This is a genomic window from Paracoccus shandongensis (genome assembly GCF_017315735.1).
Taxonomy (GTDB): Bacteria; Pseudomonadota; Alphaproteobacteria; order Rhodobacterales; family Rhodobacteraceae; genus Paracoccus; species Paracoccus shandongensis.
Map to the genome: position 1 here is coordinate 42482 of NZ_JAFLRK010000014.1, position 18315 is coordinate 60796.

Annotated in this window: 12 protein-coding genes and 3 pseudogenes; 11 read left to right on the forward strand and 4 right to left on the reverse strand. The window is 62.4% G+C overall.

What is annotated here, in order from left to right; genetic code table 11:
* Positions 1-510: 510 nt before the first annotated feature.
* Positions 511-1482, reverse strand: coding sequence for an IS481 family transposase (locus JX613_RS10800; protein ID WP_207101469.1), 972 nt, complete (start codon positions 1480-1482; stop codon positions 511-513).
* A 93-nt stretch (positions 1483-1575) separates the two neighbouring features.
* A pseudogene (locus tag JX613_RS19905) lies at positions 1576-1875 on the reverse strand (transposase); the annotation flags it as partial.
* A 246-nt stretch (positions 1876-2121) separates the two neighbouring features.
* Between JX613_RS19905 and JX613_RS10810 the strand changes: the two are divergent.
* The 4 genes from JX613_RS10810 to JX613_RS10825 all read left to right on the forward strand — a co-directional run bounded on the left by JX613_RS10810 (position 2122) and on the right by JX613_RS10825 (position 5860).
* Positions 2122-2331 carry a hypothetical protein gene (locus JX613_RS10810; RefSeq protein ID WP_207101470.1) on the forward strand — a complete coding sequence of 70 codons (210 nt, stop codon included), beginning with the start codon at positions 2122-2124 and terminating at the stop codon, positions 2329-2331.
* Between the two features lie 529 nt (positions 2332-2860).
* Complete coding sequence (locus tag JX613_RS10815) at positions 2861-3178, forward strand: hypothetical protein (RefSeq protein ID WP_207101471.1); 318 nt, start codon at positions 2861-2863, stop codon at positions 3176-3178.
* A 7-nt stretch (positions 3179-3185) separates the two neighbouring features.
* Positions 3186-3590, forward strand: a complete 405-nt coding sequence (locus tag JX613_RS10820) for an SET domain-containing protein-lysine N-methyltransferase (protein WP_207101472.1) — start codon at positions 3186-3188, stop codon at positions 3588-3590.
* A complete protein-coding gene (locus JX613_RS10825) occupies positions 3587-5860 on the forward strand; it encodes a putative bifunctional diguanylate cyclase/phosphodiesterase (protein ID WP_207101473.1) in 2274 nt (757 codons plus the stop codon). Before JX613_RS10820 ends, JX613_RS10825 begins: the two co-directional genes overlap by 4 nt.
* A 130-nt stretch (positions 5861-5990) precedes the next feature.
* Here JX613_RS10825 and JX613_RS20290 read toward each other — a convergent pair whose 3' ends face one another.
* The gene (locus JX613_RS20290) at positions 5991-6290 is read right to left on the reverse strand and encodes a hypothetical protein (RefSeq protein ID WP_336512295.1); all 300 of its coding nucleotides are present in this window, start codon (positions 6288-6290) and stop codon (positions 5991-5993) included.
* On the opposite strand from JX613_RS20290, the gene JX613_RS10830 reads away from it, so the two are divergent.
* Both JX613_RS10830 and tnpB read left to right on the forward strand, forming a co-directional pair.
* Complete coding sequence (locus JX613_RS10830; RefSeq protein ID WP_336512294.1) at positions 6186-6539, forward strand: transposase; 354 nt, start codon at positions 6186-6188, stop codon at positions 6537-6539. The genes JX613_RS20290 and JX613_RS10830 overlap by 105 nt on opposite strands.
* Positions 6536-6889 carry an IS66 family insertion sequence element accessory protein TnpB gene (gene tnpB / locus JX613_RS10835; RefSeq protein ID WP_207101475.1) on the forward strand — a complete coding sequence of 118 codons (354 nt, stop codon included), beginning with the start codon at positions 6536-6538 and terminating at the stop codon, positions 6887-6889. The genes JX613_RS10830 and tnpB overlap by 4 nt, the downstream gene beginning before the upstream one ends.
* Positions 6890-7013: 124 nt before the next feature.
* Here tnpB and JX613_RS10840 read toward each other — a convergent pair.
* Positions 7014-8365 (reverse strand): IS3 family transposase gene (locus JX613_RS10840; RefSeq protein WP_207101476.1). Its coding sequence is split into 2 segments (ribosomal slippage): positions 7014-8029 and positions 8029-8365, totalling 1353 coding nucleotides; the frame shifts between segments, so codons are not numbered across the junction.
* 106 nt (positions 8366-8471) lie between these two features.
* Between JX613_RS10840 and tnpC the strand changes: the two are divergent.
* The 5 genes and pseudogenes from tnpC to JX613_RS10865 all read left to right on the forward strand — a co-directional run.
* A pseudogene (gene tnpC / locus JX613_RS10845) lies at positions 8472-9893 on the forward strand (IS66 family transposase); the annotation flags it as partial.
* 62 nt (positions 9894-9955) lie between these two features.
* Positions 9956-10780: pseudogene (locus tag JX613_RS10850) on the forward strand (IS256 family transposase); the annotation flags it as partial.
* Positions 10781-10874: 94 nt separating this feature from the next.
* Complete coding sequence (locus tag JX613_RS10855; RefSeq protein ID WP_207101477.1) at positions 10875-12101, forward strand: IS256 family transposase; 1227 nt, start codon at positions 10875-10877, stop codon at positions 12099-12101.
* Between the two features lie 543 nt (positions 12102-12644).
* Entirely contained in the window at positions 12645-17009 is a 4365-nt protein-coding gene (locus JX613_RS10860) for a strawberry notch-like NTP hydrolase domain-containing protein (protein WP_207101478.1), read from the forward strand.
* Positions 17009-18046, forward strand: coding sequence for a DUF7146 domain-containing protein (locus tag JX613_RS10865; protein ID WP_207101479.1), 1038 nt, complete (start codon positions 17009-17011; stop codon positions 18044-18046). Before JX613_RS10860 ends, JX613_RS10865 begins: the two co-directional genes overlap by 1 nt.
* Positions 18047-18315 lie beyond the last annotated feature (269 nt).

An 18315-nucleotide genomic window follows, 5' to 3' on the forward strand; every position in this document is an offset into this window, starting at 1 on the left:
CCCGTCCGCCCCAATTTTTTGGGCGATGATAGCTATTTTTGCGGTTCGGAGAACCCCTAGATGAGAAATCACCCCATTGGTTACATTAGTCAAAGATCCGCCCGAACCCATATCACCCCGTTGGTTACAATATGCGGAACTCCCTCCGAACTAATATCACCCCATCGGTTACCGTGAATCACCCCGAAAGTTACCGCAAATCACCCCAGATGTTTTGATAGATCACCCTATTGGTTACCTTCGGGCTGATTTCCTTTTTGTTTTCAAAGTAATAGAGCTTCTGAAGAAGAAGAAAAAGAAGAAAGAAGATCCTGTCGCAAAGCAAGACGGCCTGTGGATAAATAGACATTAAAACCTGCCAATGCACTCCACCCAACGCACTGTAACGGTCAAGCTGCCGACCGCATAGCAGTAGCATGTGGTGCATCGGTGATCTTTGGGCAGCGGATTGGTTGTTGCCGGATCCCGAACCTCCACGACAGCACTTCGGAAGGCTTGCACGATAATTTCCTAACTGTCACATCCCGCGAGATTGTAGACGCGTTTCCTGAACAGCTCGGGTCTGTGACGTTGCCAGTCCTTGAGAGCGCCGATGGGTGTTCGGGCGTTCAGGGCTGATTGCGGGAGCTGCGTGTTGTAGAGGTGGACATATCGCAGGATGGTCTGCTCCAGGTCCTCGCCGCTGTGGAAGCGATGGCTCTGCAGGACATCCTCTATCCGGCCGTTGAAGCGCTCGACCATTCCGTTGGTCTGCGGGTGCATCGGGGGCGCGAGGCGGTGCTCGATGCCAAGTTCGGCGCAGAGCAGGTCGAACTCGTGCTGGCCGGTGGCAGCGCGCTTGCGCAGGCCGAACAGGCGGTCGGTGAAAGCCTTGCCGTTGTCCGTCAGCACGCGGGTGATCTTCATCGGTGCGGCACGCTCAAGGTCCCGGAGGAACCTCCGCGCGTTGGCCGCGGTCTGCGCCGGGTAGATGCGCACAAAGACCCATCGGGTCGCCCGGTCGATGGCCACGAAGAGATAGCGGCGGCGATCCTCGTCGGCCATCTGCGGCAGATACTTGATGTCGATGTGCAGGTAACCGGGCTCATAGGCCTTGAAGCTGCCGTGCGCGGGCTTCGGCTCCCGGGGCTTCAACGCCTGCAGGTTTCCCACCCCATGGCGACGCAGGCAGCGGTCGAGGCCCGAACGCGAGACGTGCGGATTGAGGAACTCGCGCACGACCGCGAGCAGGTCGTCGAGCGGTAAGAGAAGCGCCCTTCGCAGCGCCACCGCGACGGCCTCCTGGGCAGGCGTCAATGTCGTCTGAAGCCGGTGCGGCGTGTGGCTGCGGTCGTGGACGTCATCGCGGCTGCGCCACTTCCACACCGTCTGCTCGGAGATCCCGTAGCGCTCTGCCACCAGCCATGCCGGTTCGCTGCTCGCCTGGATCGCGGCCCGGATCTTTGGCGTCGTGGTCGCCTGCTTGTGCAGAGAAATCAGCATCCTCCTACCCCCTCCCGAACCTCGCGCAGGATCGACCTTGCCATGAAAAAGGAAGACCGGCGAGGGTCTATGTGATCATCCGGGATGGAACACATAGGCCTTGTCGGCGTGAAGCTTGTCGGGCCGCTTGCGCGGGCGGCCGCGGCCATGGCGTAGGCCTGGAACAGCGTCAAGGGTGGGTGCCAGCATCATGCTGTTGTGCCGGTTGGCCGGGCTCAGGCGCACCCCGAGCGGGGTGCCCCGGCGGTCGACCACAAGATGGCGTCTCAAACCCGGTTTGCCGCGTCCGTCGGGTTCGGGTCTGTCTCGGCACCCCCCTTTGCGCGGCAACGGCAGCACTGTCGAGGGACGCGCGGCTCTCCAGTCCAAATGCCTGGCGTCCGACAACGGTTCGCCCTCGTTCGAGGTCGAGCAGGTTGGCCAGAGCACGTGTCTGATTGCAGCAGCGCCATGCGAACCGCGTCCGGCCGAGGCATCCTGTGTGAAGCTGAGCGTTGAAGGGCTGCGGGAGCTTGTCTCGCTGACGGAGAGCCTTGATGCACATGCCAATCGATCCGGAAGACCTGTGGGCCATGCTTCCGCCGACCCTGCGCCGGCGCATTGTCGAGGAGGTCGCCGCAGTTCTGGTGAAGATGTCTCATGAAGTCCGAACTGGTCACGTCGGCACATCTGGCGCGCCGTGCCGTTGTCTACATCCGCCAGTCCACGCCAGCTCAGGTAGTGAACAACCAGGAAAGCCTGTGCCTGAAGGATGCGCACGGCCAGCGCGCCTATGAGCTTGGCTGGCGGCCCTGCGATATTGACATCATCGACGCCGACCTGGGGCTGAGCGGCGCCCGGCCGCCTTGAGCACAACCGCCGTGAGCAGGATCCCCTTCAGGGCTGCCTCATCATGCCGCTCACAGCTGCCAAGACGCATCTCAAAACTGCCGTGATGTCCTTGAGGCTGCAGGCCTGCGCGATTCGATGAGCAGCGTCGGCAATCCCTGCCACAGCGCACAAACCGAGAGTTTCACAAGTCGCTGAAGGTTGAAGAGGTCTGCCGAGCCGGATACGAAACTTTCACCGATGTACCCGTCTCGCTTGCTCGTGTGTCAAGCGAGCAGGTCTACAACGCGAAAAGGCTCCACTCAGCGCTCGACTACCGAACCCCCGAGGAATTCAAAACCTTGTTCGCCCAGAAGGCGGCTTAGTTCGGATGGCGCGATGTCCAGCCCGAGGGGTTCACTCCAAGTTTGCGGGTCGTGCGACACTATCAAAACGCTGCAGTGGTCACGCCATCGGAGACGTCTTTTTTAACCTAAAATTAACTTTGATCTGTAGAACTTGAGGTCAGAAGACATCCCGATTTTCGCATCAAGAATCAGGCAGCCATCATATGAATCAGCCCTTCATCATTGCAGCAGTCATTGCAGCAACAATCCTCGGTGACTACGCATTGAAGCTAGCATCAGACAAGGATAATTTATTAAATTCTCATCTTTTTGCCGGATTGATCCTTTATTCCCTGCCAGCATTTGGCTGGATGTACTTGATGAAGACACAGTCGCTTGCACAAATCGGCGTAATTTACAGCACGGGTACCATCCTTGCACTTTTCTTGATGAGTCTTTTTGTATTCCGCGAAACCCTTTCTGCCCGCGACTTTCTTGCAGGATTCCTCGCGCTATGCGCTATTCTTGCCTACAAGGAATAACCGGCTGATGCTTATCATACCATACTATATCGCTCAGAGCAACATCCATGGAATGGGGGTTTTCTCGGCTGTCGATCTCCGCCGCGGCGATCTCGTGTGGCGTTATAACTCGGAACGGGATCTCATTATAACTCTCGAAGACTTCAAGAGTCTGACGTCGCAAAGAAAAAACGATGTGATCAACCATGCTCAGTGGTACCCGGAGCAAAAACACTTCGTACTCGGATGTGACGGCGACTATTTTATGAATCATGCCAACGACGCAACCTTAAGCGACCATGGCGACATAATGACCGCTGCTCGCAACTTGAAAAAAGGGACTGAGCTCACCTGCGATTACCGTGTAATTCAGGTACTCGGGTTTCAGCCCTCTCGGGATGCTGAAACGGTTTCAAAGGAATATATTTCATGACTTCGCAGTCAAGATCTCACCATTTGCCGAGACAGATTCTGTTCTTTATGCTGATTGGCGTCATCATTTTTGCTGGAAGTGGTCTATATACCTTTCAGCAGATCGCCTCCCGCCTTGACGCAGGTGCTGCCTCTAACAGTCAGGCCCGGGTGACGGAAGGCTTAGCATCTCTCCAAACCCACGTGCGCCTGTTCTCTAAAGACTACAACAACTGGACTGATGTCTATGCTGCTGCATGGCGAGGCGATATCGCGTTTATCGCAAACAACTATGGCATTACTGCCAACCAAGGAGAAATTTTTGAGCTTGCCCTGATGTTTGGTGGACCATTTAAACGTCCTATATCTTGGATTGAGAATGGCAGCCGGAGCCCAGGTGGGCTGATTTTTTCCGCGGAAACCGTTGCCTCTGCAGTATTGGCGCTGGAGGCTCAAGATCAAACTCGTCCATCTGTCGATTTCTTTGCTGTAGAAGGTGGGCGAGCGGTAATCGTTACCGCCTCCTACTTGCTTCCGGATCCTGATCAGGTTGTCACCCGAGAAACCGTAAGGGCGTCTGCGGTAACAATGATTGGCCGCCATCTTTCAGGCCGGGACTTGGCTATAATAGAACAGGACGCCGGCATTAGTGACCTCCAGATCACCACTAGCCCGAAGCCGGGCTACCTTTCGATACCGTTGCCGGATGTCACTAGCAGTAATTCCCTGTATCTTTCATGGAAAGCCGCTCAGCCTGGTAGTGCCCTAGTGGGGCAGCTGGCTCCTGTCATAGCAATCGTTTCCACTGCCTTTGTGGCACTGGCTGCTTTGGCAACCTGGTTGGTTTGCAAGAACGCGAGACAACTCATCCTGCGTGAGGTGGAAGCGAGGGAACTCGCCCGCACAGATGCTCTTACCGGTTTGCCGAATCGGCTGTCGTTCAATGAAGCGGTCCAGCACGAACTGACAAACATAGCGAGTGAGTTTGCACTCGTGATGATAGACATTGACCGGCTCAAGCAGACCAACGATGTATTTGGCCATGCTGTCGGCGATTGCATCCTTCGCAATTTTTCAGAAAATCTCCAGTTGTGCGCAGACCCTGGCACCTTCATTGCACGCCTTGGCGGTGATGAGTTTTGTGCCATTGTTCGTGGCTCCGGAGCTGCAGAGCGCGCACAGGCATTCCTCGCAGTTCTTGAAGTACGCTGTTCCAAGCCGGTGAAAGTTCAGGGGGAAAACGTTCATCTCAGTTTCTCGGCAGGCATTGCCACGCATGCACTTGGTGAACATGTTGAGGAAACACTTCGAAAAGCTGATCTTGCGCTTCTTCGTGGTAAATCAGCCTTGGAAGAACGTGTTGGTGTCTATGACATCAACATGGATCTTGCGGACAAATCGACCCTCCTTCTCGAGCAGGCGCTACGTGGAGCCCTTCGCAACCCAGACGAGTTCCGTGTTGTTTATCAGTCGATCATGCCTGCGAATGGCGAGGAGGTGCTGCGAGTAGAGGCTCTTGCTCGCTGGACCAACCCAATCCTTGGTTCTGTAGGCCCTGACCAGTTCATTCGCGTCGCCGAACAGACAGGGCTGATCTCTGAACTGGGATGGATTATCATCGACAAGGTCCTCACAGATCTGGCAACCACTCAGGAAGTCTGCGCAAGTATAAACGTCTCGCCGCTTCAGCTTATGAAACCGGACTTTGTGTCAGACCTCCTGCTGCGTCTTGAGCAGGCAGGTATAGCAACTGCAAGAATTCAGATTGAACTTACAGAGAACGTCATGATCCGGAATCAGCAGGCGATCCTTGATCGTATCAGGGAAATCCGATCAGTCGGCATCAAGGTTGCTCTTGATGATTTTGGGACAGGATTTTCAGCAATCAGCTACCTGACTGCAACGGATTTTGACTCTATAAAAATTGACGGAAGCCTGCTTCGATCTGCTAGTGAAAGTCAGAGTAGAAAGGATTTCTTCAACTCAGTGGTCTCTCTGAGCCGCGCAGTTTGCGGGAATGTTGTAGTTGAGGGTATAGAGACATCGGAGCAGGCTCAAATGGCAGAAAGCTCCGGCGCAGACGCATTTCAGGGGTATCTTTATGGATTACCTGCGGCTTTCAATATTACATGCGGGCCGCAGTTGTTGCCCAATATGATTAATAAAGCAGCTACTAAAGAGGTGACTGAGGGGTTCAATGAGCGTTTGCAACGTGAGACGCGTTTTCAAGAGACCGCTACGGTATTTAACCTACATTCGCTCTCGTATCCAAGGGCTACTAGCTCTTGTTGATGAAGGAAGTCCTTATCGCGCAGCTCGTAATTTTAAACTTTTCTGCAATGAAGAGCAGCTTGGCAAGGGTGTTCCTAAATTTTTTTGGAAATGCATCCTCCTGAATTGAAACTTCTTTTTCGTTTCAGGTTCAGAAATAAACTGTAAGCGACGGCTCTGAGCCATCAATTCCAAGCATTTTCTGCGTGTGAGGGGCCTGCGAGAAGGTCTGCAATGCAGATAGAGGGCTCGGATGGCTGATGCTGGGGATGGATTTGTCGGACGGTGCGATGTGGTGGAGCCTCGGCGGGGCAACCGGCGCTGGCCCGATGCCGTAAAGGCGCAGATCGTAGCCGAGAGCTTTCAGCCCGGTGTGCGCGTTGTGGATGTCGCACGGCGACACGACCTCATTCCTCATCAGCTTTCGGACTGGCGCCGACAGGCCCGCCAAGGCCTTCTGGTCCTTCCGGGGGATCTGCTGGAGGGACTTTCTTCGCCCTGCATTGGAGCTGTCGAGCCGACCTTTGTGCCCCTGGCGATTGGAGCCGGTTCTGAGCCCCCGGAACCTGCGGAAGCACCCCAGATGGCGGGTGGCGTCATGACGGTGGAATTCGGCGCGGATGTCGTGCTGCGGGTTCCGGGCGATGTTCCGGTCGAGCGGGCCGCGGCCCTGATCCGAGCGCTTCGAGGCGCGCCATGATCGTCGCGGGCCAACGGCTGCCGATCCTGATTGCGACGAAGCCGGTGGACTTCCGCTGCGGGCCTCAGGCCTTGGCACTGATGGTGCAGACAGAACTGAAGCTTGACCCGCATTCGGGTGTGACGGTGGTGTTCCGCTCGAAGCGCGGTGACAGGCTGAAGATCCTGGTTTGGGACGGCACTGGCATGGTGATGATCTACAAGGTTCTGGAACAGGGCAGCTTCGCCTGGCCGAAGGTTCAGGACGGCGTGATGCGGGTGTCCCGGGCGCAGGCGGAAGCTTTGTTCGAAGGTTTGGACTGGAGGCGGACAGTTGCGCGCCGGGTGCAGGCGCCGACTGCGGCAGGATGAGTCAGGAAGTGATTTTGGCATTGTTTTGTTGGGCTTTCCGTCCCCGATCGGGTGTCCGTCGTCGAATGATTTGGAACAGGCGGCCTGAGTTTGGTCTGGAGGGCTCTGGCTCTGTGGGTTGAGGTTATGCTGCCTGGCGCTGATGGTTCAAGCGCCGGTTCTGGATGGTCAGTTTCTTGATCTTCTCCCTTTCTGCCAGGATGGCCGTGCCGCGTCCGAAGTAGACGTCAGCGGGCGTGAGGTTGCCGAGGCTCTCGTGATAGCGGTGGTTGTTGTAATGCTCGACAAAGGCCGCGATGGCCGCCTCAAGCTCGCCCTGCAGGTAATAGTTTTCCAGAAGGATGCGGTTCTTGAGGGTCTGGTGCCAGCGTTCGATCTTGCCCTGCGTATGGGGATGGTTGGGGGCACCGCGAACGTGATCCAAGCCATTTTCTTCGAGATACCTGGCAAGGTCACCGGCGATGTAGCAGGGGCCGTTGTCGCTGAGCAGCCGCGGCTTGTGCAGCACGGTGACGCTGTCACATCCTGATGCAGCGAGGGCGATGTCGAGCGTCGCGCTGACATCGTCCGCGTTCATGGTGGTGCACAGCTTCCAGCCCACGATATAGCGGGAAAAGTCATCCAACACGGTGGACAGGTAGAACCATCCCCAGCCTGTCACCTTGAGATAGGTGAAGTCGGTTTGCCACATCTCGTTTGGCCGAGTGGTCTTGTCCCTGAACGCGTCCCCGGCCTTGATCACCACATAGGCCGGGCTGGTGATGAGGTCATAGGACTTCAGCAGCCGATACACGGACGCTTCTGACACGAAATACTTTTCTGTATCCGTGAAGCGAACGGCCAACTCCCGTGGCGAAAGGTCCGGCTCGCTGAGTGCCAGTTCCACGATCCGATCACGCACAGCATCGGGGATGCGGTTCCAGACCCGGGACGGCCGTGAGGGGCGGTTTTCCAAGCCTTCCGGGCCGTGTTCGACATATCGATCATACCACCGGTAAAAGGTCGTGGGCGGCACCCCGATCTGTGCCAAAGTCCTGCGAACCGGCAGGTGGGATTGCTCGACGATGCGGATGATCTCGAGCTTCTCGGATGCTGGGTATCTCATTCGTGCTCGCCCCCAGCCCCGGTCGTGTTTTTTTTGAGCAGGCGGTTCTCGAGGGTGAGATCCGCCACAACCTCCTTGAGGGCCAGAGCCTCGGCGCGCAGATCCTTGACCTCGCCACTGGTCGCCTGGCGCGCCGTGTCCCCCGCCAAGCGCTTCTTGCCAGCCTCGAGGAACTCCTTCGACCAGCTGTAATACAGGCTCTGGGCGATCCCCTCGCGGCGGCACAGCTCTGCGATGCTGTCTTCACCACGAAGACCCGCCAGGACAATCCTGATCTTCTCTTCGGCGCTGTGGACCTTGCGCGTTGCCCGGCGGATATCTTTGACCGCCTTCTCCGCCTCGGCTTTCGTCGTCATGGGCTTCTTGCTCATCTTCGCTCCATAAGGGCTACGATGAGCCAAGAACCCTCCGTCACGCAATCGGCCTAATCTGTTCCATGGGCGCTGACGTCAGACACCCGATCGGGTAGGAAGGCGCATGTCGCAGCCCTTCGATCTCAGCCGGTTCCCGGACCTCCCACCCGAGGTGGTGAAGGCCTTTGGGGCAGTCCAGTTCGAGCTCTCCGTGGAGCGCGCGGCACGCCGGCACGAACAGGCGGTGGTGGCGGAAAAAGAGGCCTTCATCATCGAGTTGAAGGCGCTGATTGAGCGGCTGGAAGGCCAGGTTCAGGACTATCGGCGCACGAAGTTCGGGCCGAAGTCGGAAAAGCTGGACCCGGCGCAGCTGGAACTGGCGCTGGAAGATCTGGAAACGGCCATCGCCGAGACGCAGGCCCGGATCGCCGCTGTCGAGGACAGGATCGCAGCCAGCGAACCGGACCCCGAGAAGAGAACGCCCCGCGCGCCCCGCAAGGGGCGGGCCCTGCCCGAGAGCCTGCCGCGTATCGAGCGCGTGATCGAACCCGACAGCATTGTCTGTCCTTGCGGCTGCGGCGATATGGTCCGGATCGGCGCAGATCGGACCGAGCGGCTGGATTACATTCCGGCGCGCTATCAGGTGATCGTCACGGTGCGCCCCCGATACGCCTGCCCCAAGGGACGCACGGGCGTTGTCCAGGCCAAGGCCCCGGCGCATCTGCTGGAGGGCAGTTGGCCCACCGAGGCGCTTCTGGCGCAGATTGCCGTCTCCAAGTATTCCGAGCACATGCCGCTGAACCGGCAGGCCGTGGTGATGACCCGTCACGGCGTGCCGATCGACCGCTCGGTCCTTGCCGACTGGATGGGCCGGACCGGCGCGCTGATCGCCCCTGTAGTCGAGCATATGGCCAAGCGCCTGATGGCGGACAGCACCCGGCTTTATGTCGACGAGACCACCGCCCCGGTGCTCGACCCGGGGCGCGGCAAGACGAAAACCGGCTATCTCTGGGCGGTGCTGCGCGATGACCGTGGCTGGAACGGCCCGGCGGCGCCGGGGGTGGTGTTCCATTATCGGCCAGGGCGGAACGGCGAATATGCCGCCGAGATCCTGGAAGGCTTCAACGGCACGATCCAGGTCGATGCCTATGGCGGCTATACCCATTTGGCCACGCCGAAACGCACGGGCGGTGATCCACTCCGGCTCGCCTTCTGCTGGGCGCATGGGCGGCGCAAGCTGATCAAGGCCAAGCCCAGGAAGGGTTCGCCCATCGTCGATGAGGCGCTGCTCCGCATTGCAGCCCTCTACAAGGTCGAGGACAGCATCCGCGGCGCCGATCCCGATGAGCGCCGGGCGGTCCGCCAAGACCTGTCCCGTCCCCTGGTGGATGCGTTCTTCGCCTGGCTGTCAGCTCAGGCCGCACGGGTCTCGCGCAAGTCCGACCTCGGCGTGGCGATGAGCTACATGCTGAAGCGTCAGGACGGCTTCCGGCTGTTCCTTGACGATGGCTGCATCGACATCGACTCCAACCTGGTTGAAAACGCCGAGAGTGTCCGGTCTTCTGTGTAACGTAGATCCGGTCCATGCTTCATTGAAAGGAAGCATGCATGACGATCTCCAAGGAACTTCTGGATGAACTGCTGAAGGGCGTTGAGCGCCCCGAGGACCTGCTCGGCGACACCGGGCTGATGAAAGAGCTGAAGATCAAGCTCATGGAACGTATGCTGGGCGCGGAACTGACCGCGCACCTCGGCTACGAGGAGGGCAAGGAGGCCCCGCCGGGTCAGAGCAACCGCCGGAATGGCTCCTCGACCAAGGTGCTGAAGGGCCAGGACGGTGAGATGCCGGTGGCGGTGCCCCGCGACCGTGACAGCAGCTTTGAGCCGGAATTGGTGAAGAAGGGTCAGACCCGGATCGACGGGATCGACGACAAGATCATCGGGCTCTACGCCGCCGGGCTGACGGTGCGGGACATCCAGACCCATCTGCTCGATCTCTATGGCCTGAAGGTCTCGCCTGATCTGATCAGCCGCGTCACCGATGCGGTGCTGGACGAGGTTCGGGACTGGCAGAGCCGGGCGCTCGACCGGATGTATCCCATCGTGCTCTTCGACGCGCTGCGGGTGAAAATCCGCGATGCCGACAGCCGGACGGTGAAAAACAAGGCTGTCTACGTCGCCCTCGGCGTCACCCGCGACGGGCAACGCGAGGTTCTGGGGCTGTGGATCGCCGAGAACGAAGGGGCCAAGTTCTGGCTCTCGGTGATGAACGAGCTGAAAAACCGGGGCGTTCAGGACATCCTGATCGCGGTCGTCGACGGGCTGAAGGGCTTTCCCGAAGCCATCACCGCGGCCTTTCCCGAGGCCATGGTCCAGACCTGCATCGTGCATCTGGTGCGCCATTCCCTGAACTTCTGCTCGTGGAAGGGTCGTGTCTCGGAAGTGGTAGAAATTGTCTGGCAGCGTAATCTCCGGGTGAACCAACACCCACCCAACCGGCGGCTGCAACCGCCAGGGAGATCACGCCATGAAGCAGAATATCGACAACTCGTCCTTTTCGCTACTGCCCGACGCAGGCGGGTATGATCCGATCGAGGATCGCCTTCGGGCGAATGTCCGAGCCACCATTGAGGCCATGTTCGAAGAGGAACTGGCCGACTTTCTTGGACGGCTTCGTTACGGCCGCGGCAACGAGCGGGCCAAGGGCTACCGCCACGGGCATCGCGATCGGCAGCTGACCGGCACATTCGGCACTGAGACGGTGCGGGTTCCTCGTGCCCGGATCGAGAACGAGGCCGGCAAGATCACCGAATGGCGCTCGAAGGCACTGCCCCGCTACAGGCGGCTGACAAAGAAGGCCGAGGCCCTGATCGCGGCGGTCTACCTGGCCGGCACCAACACGCGCCGGGTCAAGCGGGCGCTGTTCGGACTGTTCGAGGGGGCGGTGAGCAAGGACGTGGTCAGCCGGGCCTGGCGCAAGGTGAAGGTCGATTGGGACGCCTGGTCCACCCGCGACCTGGCCGAGGAGGATATCGTGCGGCTCATCCTCGACGGCACCGTCATAAAGACCCGGCTGGACCGCAAGGCCACCAACATCTCGGTTCTGGCGGCGATCGGTGTTCGGCGCGACGGGCAAAAGGTGCTCCTCTCGATCAGGAACATGGGTGGCGAAAGCACGGCTGCTTGGAGCCAGTTTCTCAGCGATCTGGATGCGCGGGGCCTGCCGCGGCCCGAGTTCGTGATCGTTGATGGTGCCCCCGGCCTTGAGGCCGCGCTTGTGGCGCTCTGGGGCGAGGACCTGCCGATCCAGCGCTGCACGGTTCACAAGCACCGTAACCTGCTCGGCCACGCCCCCAAGCGCCTGCACGACGAGTTGAGCGAAGACTACCGCGACATGATCTACGCCAACACCGCCGCCGAGATCGAGACGCGTCGCAAGGCCTTCCTCCGCAAATGGAAGCTCAAGTGCCGGGCCGTGGCCGATAGCCTCGAGGAGGCCGGCGATCGCCTCTTCAGCTTCACCCGCCTCGATCCGTCGCAATGGAAATCCGCACGGACCACCAATGCCATCGAGCGCCTGAACGAGGAATTCCGGCGCCGCATCAAGACCCAGACCGTGCTGCCCTGCGCTGAAACCGTGCCGATGCTGCTCTGGGCGCTCTTGGCCTCGGGCCAGATCCAGATGCGAAAAGTCGATGGTTGGGAAACCCTCTCTCAGCCTCTCGTGCCGATGTCCCTTGACCTCGCGGCCTGACTGGAGCCATCGGTACATGCCCGGAGCCCGCTGCTCGGCAATTTCCACCACATTCGCGACACGACCTGCGGATTTCCTGTTGATCTCTTTCAACTGCTCAAGCGTCAGCGCATTGTAGTCGATGTCCATGGCAGGCCTTTCTGTCACATTGTGCCGCGTCAATACGCCACAACTCCTCCTTCTGGAAAGCCTACGTTTCGATTTTCCGCGAAATGCAGGGAATGGTCGATCGGCAGATTTTCTATAGATCAGCAACAATGCTGCAACCCGAACGATGCCGGCTTTTTGCTTTGTTCGGGCGAAAGACTCTCACGCGACATAAGCGTCTGCCCGATCGTTCTGCAGTTCCAGATCGAATAAATCCTGCCACCTGTCGGAGATAACCAGGGGGACGCACGACGCCTGGCGGAATTAGATCTCCTTTGGCGGGTTCTTTCGCTTTCCCCTGAAAGGCAAAGGCGAGCCGGTGTGGGATCAAGCCTGGCCGGTCAAGAGAGAGCGCCGCGGGCTTGGTCCTGTCCCGCTCTCCCCGAGGAAACCCCGATGACCCCCATCCCGACCTCTGCCGCGGCGCAGACCGCCCTGCTGCCGACCAGTGATCCCGATGCCCCGGCCGGGACGGCGACCTCCGTCCTTGCCGCTGCCGGTCTCCTGCTGCCCCATCTCGAGAGCGGCCGGCGGATCGATGCCGCCCTCCTGCGCAGCGCGATGGAGGCGGCCTTCGGCACCTCCGATGCCACCGGAGCCTGGAACTGGAAGACCGCCTATGACGCCTGCGAGGTGGCAGTCGTGCTGTTTCTGCGCAAGTACGGCCGGGCGATGCTCGGCAAGGCAGACGATCCCGCCGCGATCCTGCCCCGTATCGCAAGGATCACAAGGCTGCTGCCGACGCAGACCCGCCGGTCCGAGGACTCCCGGACCTATCAGCAATTCTCCACGCCGATCCCGCTCGGCTTCGCCGCAGCGACGGCGGCGGCGATCACGCCCGCCGACCGGGTGCTGGAGCCCTCGGCCGGCACCGGGCTTCTCGCCATCCTGGCCGAGATCGCGGGCGGCACGCTCCTCCTGAACGAACTGGCGGCGATGCGCGCCGGTCTTCTGTCGTCGCTCTTTCCCGCCCTGTCCGTCACCCGCTTCGATGCGGCCCAGATCCACGATCACCTCGATCCCGGCCTGGTGCCGACGGTGGTGCTGATGAACCCGCCCTTTTCGGCCATGGCCCATGTCGAGGGACGGATGGCCGATGCCGCCTTCCGCCACATCGCTTCGGCACTCGCGCGCCTTGCCTCCGGCGGCCGCCTTGTCACGCTTACCGGGGCGAGCCTTGCGCCGGACAATCCGGCCTGGACCACCAGCTGGAGGCGGCTGCAAGAGCGCGGTCGTGTGGTCTTCTCCGCCGCCATCGACGGCTCGGTCTATGCCCCGCACGGCACCACGACCCCCACGCGGCTGACCGTCATCGACAAGCGGCCCGCAGGAGACCCGGGCGGGTTTCCGAAATCGCCGGGCAAGGCGCCCGACGTGGCGACGCTGCTCGCCTGGCTCGCCGAACGGCTGCCCGCCCGCGTGCCGGTGGATCCCGGCCTGACCCAGCCGATCATTCCGCCGGTCCCGCGCGCCGCCACGCGCCGTGCGACGCAGGCCCCTGCGACCCGTGCCGACAAGACCGCTCCCGCTCCGGTCTTCCCTGAGCCGCAAGGCGCGCCGCTCCTCTATGAGACGGTCGATTGGGAGCCTTCCGAGGCCGATCGGCTGTCGGACGCCCTTTACGAGGACTATGCGCTTCAGACGATCCGCATCGACGGGGCAGAGGCGCATCCGACCCCTCTTGTGCAGTCGGCCGCGATGGCCAGCGTCGCGCCGCCCCGGCCCAGCTACCGGCCGACGCTGCCGACGGACATCCGCGCCAGGCTGTCGGAAGCGCAGCTGGAGACGGTGATCCTTGCGGGCGAAGCCCATGGGAGCTTTCTCGCGGGGGCCTGGACGGTCGATGATACCTTCGACAGGCTGGCGGCCGCACCGGCGGAGGCGACGGACGCGGTCCGTTTCCGGCAGGGCTTCATGATCGGCGACGGCACTGGCGTCGGCAAGGGCCGTGAGGCCGCGGCGATCATCCTGGACAACTGGCTGCAGGGCCGGCGCAAGGCAGTCTGGATCTCGAAATCCGACAAGCTCATCGCCGATGCGCAGCGGGACTGGCAGGCCCTGGGCATGGAGCGGCTTCTGGTCACGCCGCTGTCGCGGTTTGCCCAGGGGCGGCCGATCACGCTCAGCGCAGGCATCCTGTTCCTGACCTACGCCACGCTGCGGTCGGAGGACCGTGGCGGGAAGGCCTCCCGCGTGAAGCAGGTCGTCGACTGGCTGGGACGGGACTTCGACGGCGTGGTGATCTTCGACGAGGCGCATGCCATGGCCAATGCCGCTGGCGGCAGGGGAGGCCGCGGCGATGCCGCTCCCTCGCAGCAGGGCCGGGCCGGGCTGCGCCTCCAGCACGCGCTGCCCAAGGCCCGCATTCTTTATGTCTCGGCGACCGGCGCCACCACGGTCCACAACCTCGCCTATGCGCAACGCCTCGGTCTCTGGGGCGGGGAGGACTTTCCCTTTTCGACGCGGGCCGAGTTCGTCGAGGCGATCGAGGCGGGCGGCGTGGCAGCCATGGAGGTGCTGGCCCGCGATCTGCGCGCCTTGGGCCTCTACACGGCCCGATCCCTGTCCTTCAAGGGCATCGAATACGAGCTGGTGCGCCACGACCTGACGGCCGAGCAGGTCCGCATCTATGACAGCTACGCGGCAGCCTTCAGCATCATCCACAACAATCTCGATGCCGCCATGCAGGCCGCCAACATCACCGGCGCCTCCGGCACCCTGAACCGGCAGGCCAAATCCGCCGCGCGTTCGGCGTTCGAGAGCGCCAAGCAGCGCTTCTTCGGCCACCTGCTGACCTCCATGAAGACCCCGACCCTGGTCCGGTCCGTCACCGCCGATCTGGAGGCCGGTCATTCGGCTGTGATCCAGATCGTCTCGACCGGCGAGGCGCTGATGGAACGCCGCCTGGCCGAAATCCCCACAGAGGAGTGGAGCGACGTCCGGGTGGACATCACGCCGCGGGAATACGTCCTGGACTACCTCGCCCATTCCTTTCCTGTGCAACTCTACGAGCCCTATACCGACAGCGAGGGCACCCTGTCCTCGCGCCCGATCTGGCGCGACGGCCAGCCGGTGCTGAGCCGCGAGGCCGTGGCGCGGCGCGACGAGATGATCGCCAGCCTCGCCTGCCTGCCGCCCGTGCCCGGCGCGCTCGACCAGATCGTCCAGCATTTCGGCACGGAGGTCGTGGCCGAGGTGACGGGGCGCTCGCGCCGTATCGTCTGCAAGCCGGGCAACGGCCTTGCTCCCGATCGCCTGGTCGTGGAAACCCGCGCCGCTTCGGCCAACCTGGCCGAGGCGCAGGCCTTCATGGACGACCGGAAGCGCGTGCTGGTGTTCTCCGATGCGGGCGGCACGGGCCGATCCTACCATGCCGACCTGTCGGCAAGAAACACCCGGCTGCGCGTCCACTACCTGCTGGAGGCGGGATGGAAGGCCGATACGGCGATCCAGGGCCTTGGCCGCAGCCACCGCACCAATCAGGCGCAGCCGCCGCTGTTCCGGCCCATCTCGACCAATGTGAAGGCGGAAAAGCGGTTCCTGTCGACCATCGCCCGGCGCTTCGACACCCTGGGCGCGATCACCCGCGGCCAGCGCCAGACCGGCGGCCAGGGCCTGTTCCGGCCCGAGGACAATCTGGAAAGCCCCTACGCCCGCGACGCGTTGCGCCAGCTTTACGTCCTGCTGGTGCGCGGCAAGGTCGAGGGATGCAGCCTGGATCGGTTCGAGGCTGCCACCGGCCTGAAGCTGATGGATGCGAACGGCATCAAGGACGATCTGCCCGGCATCACGACCTTCCTCAACCGGCTGCTGGCGCTGACCATCGACCTCCAGGGCGTGCTTTTCACCGCCTTCGAGCAACTGCTCGCCGCGCGGGTCGAGGGCGCCATCGCCTCGGGGATCCATGACGCCGGCCTCGAAACCCTGCGCGCCGAAAGCTTCGCCGTCACCGACCGGCAGGTCATCCATACCCACCCGCGCACCGGGGCGGAGACCCGCCTGCTGGCGATCACCGAGCGCAGGCGCAACCGGCCGGCGACGCTGGAGGACGCCGTGACGGAACTGGACGATCCGCGCGCAAGGCTGCTGATCAACACCCGCTCGGGCCGCGCAGCGGTGCAGACCCCCACGACCAGCATCATGCTGGACGATGGCGAGATCGAGCGCCGCGTCCGCCTGATCCGGCCGATGGAGGCCCAGAACCTGCCGGTCAGGATGATGGGCGCGACCCACTGGATCGAGGCGGACCAGGAGAGTTTCGCCTCAGCCTGGGAGGCCGAGCTTGCGGAGGTGCCGGCGTTCACCGAGTCCACCCTGCACATGGTGACGGGCCTCTTGCTGCCGATCTGGAAGCGGTTGCCCGAGGACTCGACCCGCGTCTACCGGCTCCAGACGGATGCGGGCGAGCGCATCATCGGCCGCAAGGTCTCGCCGGTCTGGGCCGCAAACGCCACGACCACCGGACTTGCGACGATCACGCCGCAGGACGCCTTTGCGGCCCTGATGGACGGCCGGACGATCCTCGAGCTTGCCGAAGGCCTCCAGCTTCGCCGGGCCCGCGTCATGGGAGCCCATCGCATCGAACTCTCCGGCTTTACCAACGCGATGCGTCCGCGCCTTGCCGCCGATGGCCTGTTTTCCGAGATCATCTCCTGGACGCTCAGGATGTTCGTGCCGGTGGATGGCAGCGGCCCTGCGGTGCTGGAGCGCCTCCTTGGCCGCTGGCCTGTCCTGCGCATCCGTGAGCGGGAGGGCGCGTGATGGCATGCCATGTTGCCGCCGATCTGGCGATCCGCCTTGGCCGCGAGGCCGAAGCGGTCTGCCGTCACTACCTGTCCTCCGGTCGCAAGATGGGCACCTACTGGCTGGTGGGCGATGTCCGGAACACCCCCGGCCGCTCGATGTTCGTGCGCCTGACCGGACCCGAGACCGGCCGGGGCGCAGCGGGCAAGTGGACAGACGCCGCGAGTGGCGCACATGGCGACCTGCTCGACGTCATTCGGGAAACGACGGGCCTTCTCGCGTTCCAGGACGTGGCCGCGGAGGCGCGCCGCTTCCTCGCGCTGCCCCATCCCGATCCGGCTCAGGCAGCAGGCGGCGGGACATCCCGTTCGGCACCCGGCTCACGGCAGGCAGCGCGGCGGCTGTTTTCCATGGCCACGCCGATCGGCGGCACGCTGGCCGCGACCTATCTGGCCGGACGGGCAATCACCTGCCTCTCGGGCACGGCCGCCCTGCGCTTCCATCCCCGATGCTATTACAAGCCGGATGAGCATGCGCCCACCGAGAACCGGCCGGCAATGATCGCAGCCGTCACTGATCTTGCCTGCCGCCAGACCGGCGCGCACCGGACCTGGCTTGCCGCTGACGGGTCCGGCAAGGCCGCTGTCGAGACGCCGCGGCGGGCCATGGGCGATCTGCTTGGGCACGGCGTCCGCTTCGGCGTGGCGGAAGACGTGCTGGCCGTAGGCGAGGGGATCGAGACCGTGCTGTCGCCCCGCCAGGTCCTGCCGCGCATGCCGATGCTGGCCGCCCTCTCGGCCGCCCACCTCGCCGCTGTTCTCTTTCCGCCGGGGCTGCGCCGCGTTTATATCCTGTGCGATCGCGACCCGGCAGGCGACGGGGCGCGCGACAGCCTCCTTGCCCGGGCAGCCAGCCTCGGGATCGAGGCAATGCCGCTCGCGCCGGTCGGGGGCGATTTCAACGATGACCTGCGGCACCATGGCGCTGACGCCCTGCGCGCGGCGCTGAAGGACAGCCTGCATCCTGAAGACGTCCGCCGGTTCCTGGAGGGGTGAGGCGGGGAGCGGCCTTCGGCGGCGTGGCGTCGGGTTCGCCTCCCTTGCCGGCTATCCGTGTCTCGATCGGCTGTCCGGGTTTCTCCGGCAATGTCCCGCGCCCACGGCCTTCCAGGAGGGCGATCGGCGCACAGCCAGCCCGGCCGGGCAATGGCGGCGGCCGACTATTTTCCGCCGGCAGCTGCGCTGCCTTTGCATCGCGAAGCAAAATAGCCGGCCTTGGCCATCAAGGCCCTCGCGTGCGCGCGAGGGCTGCCCGTCCGGCCCGC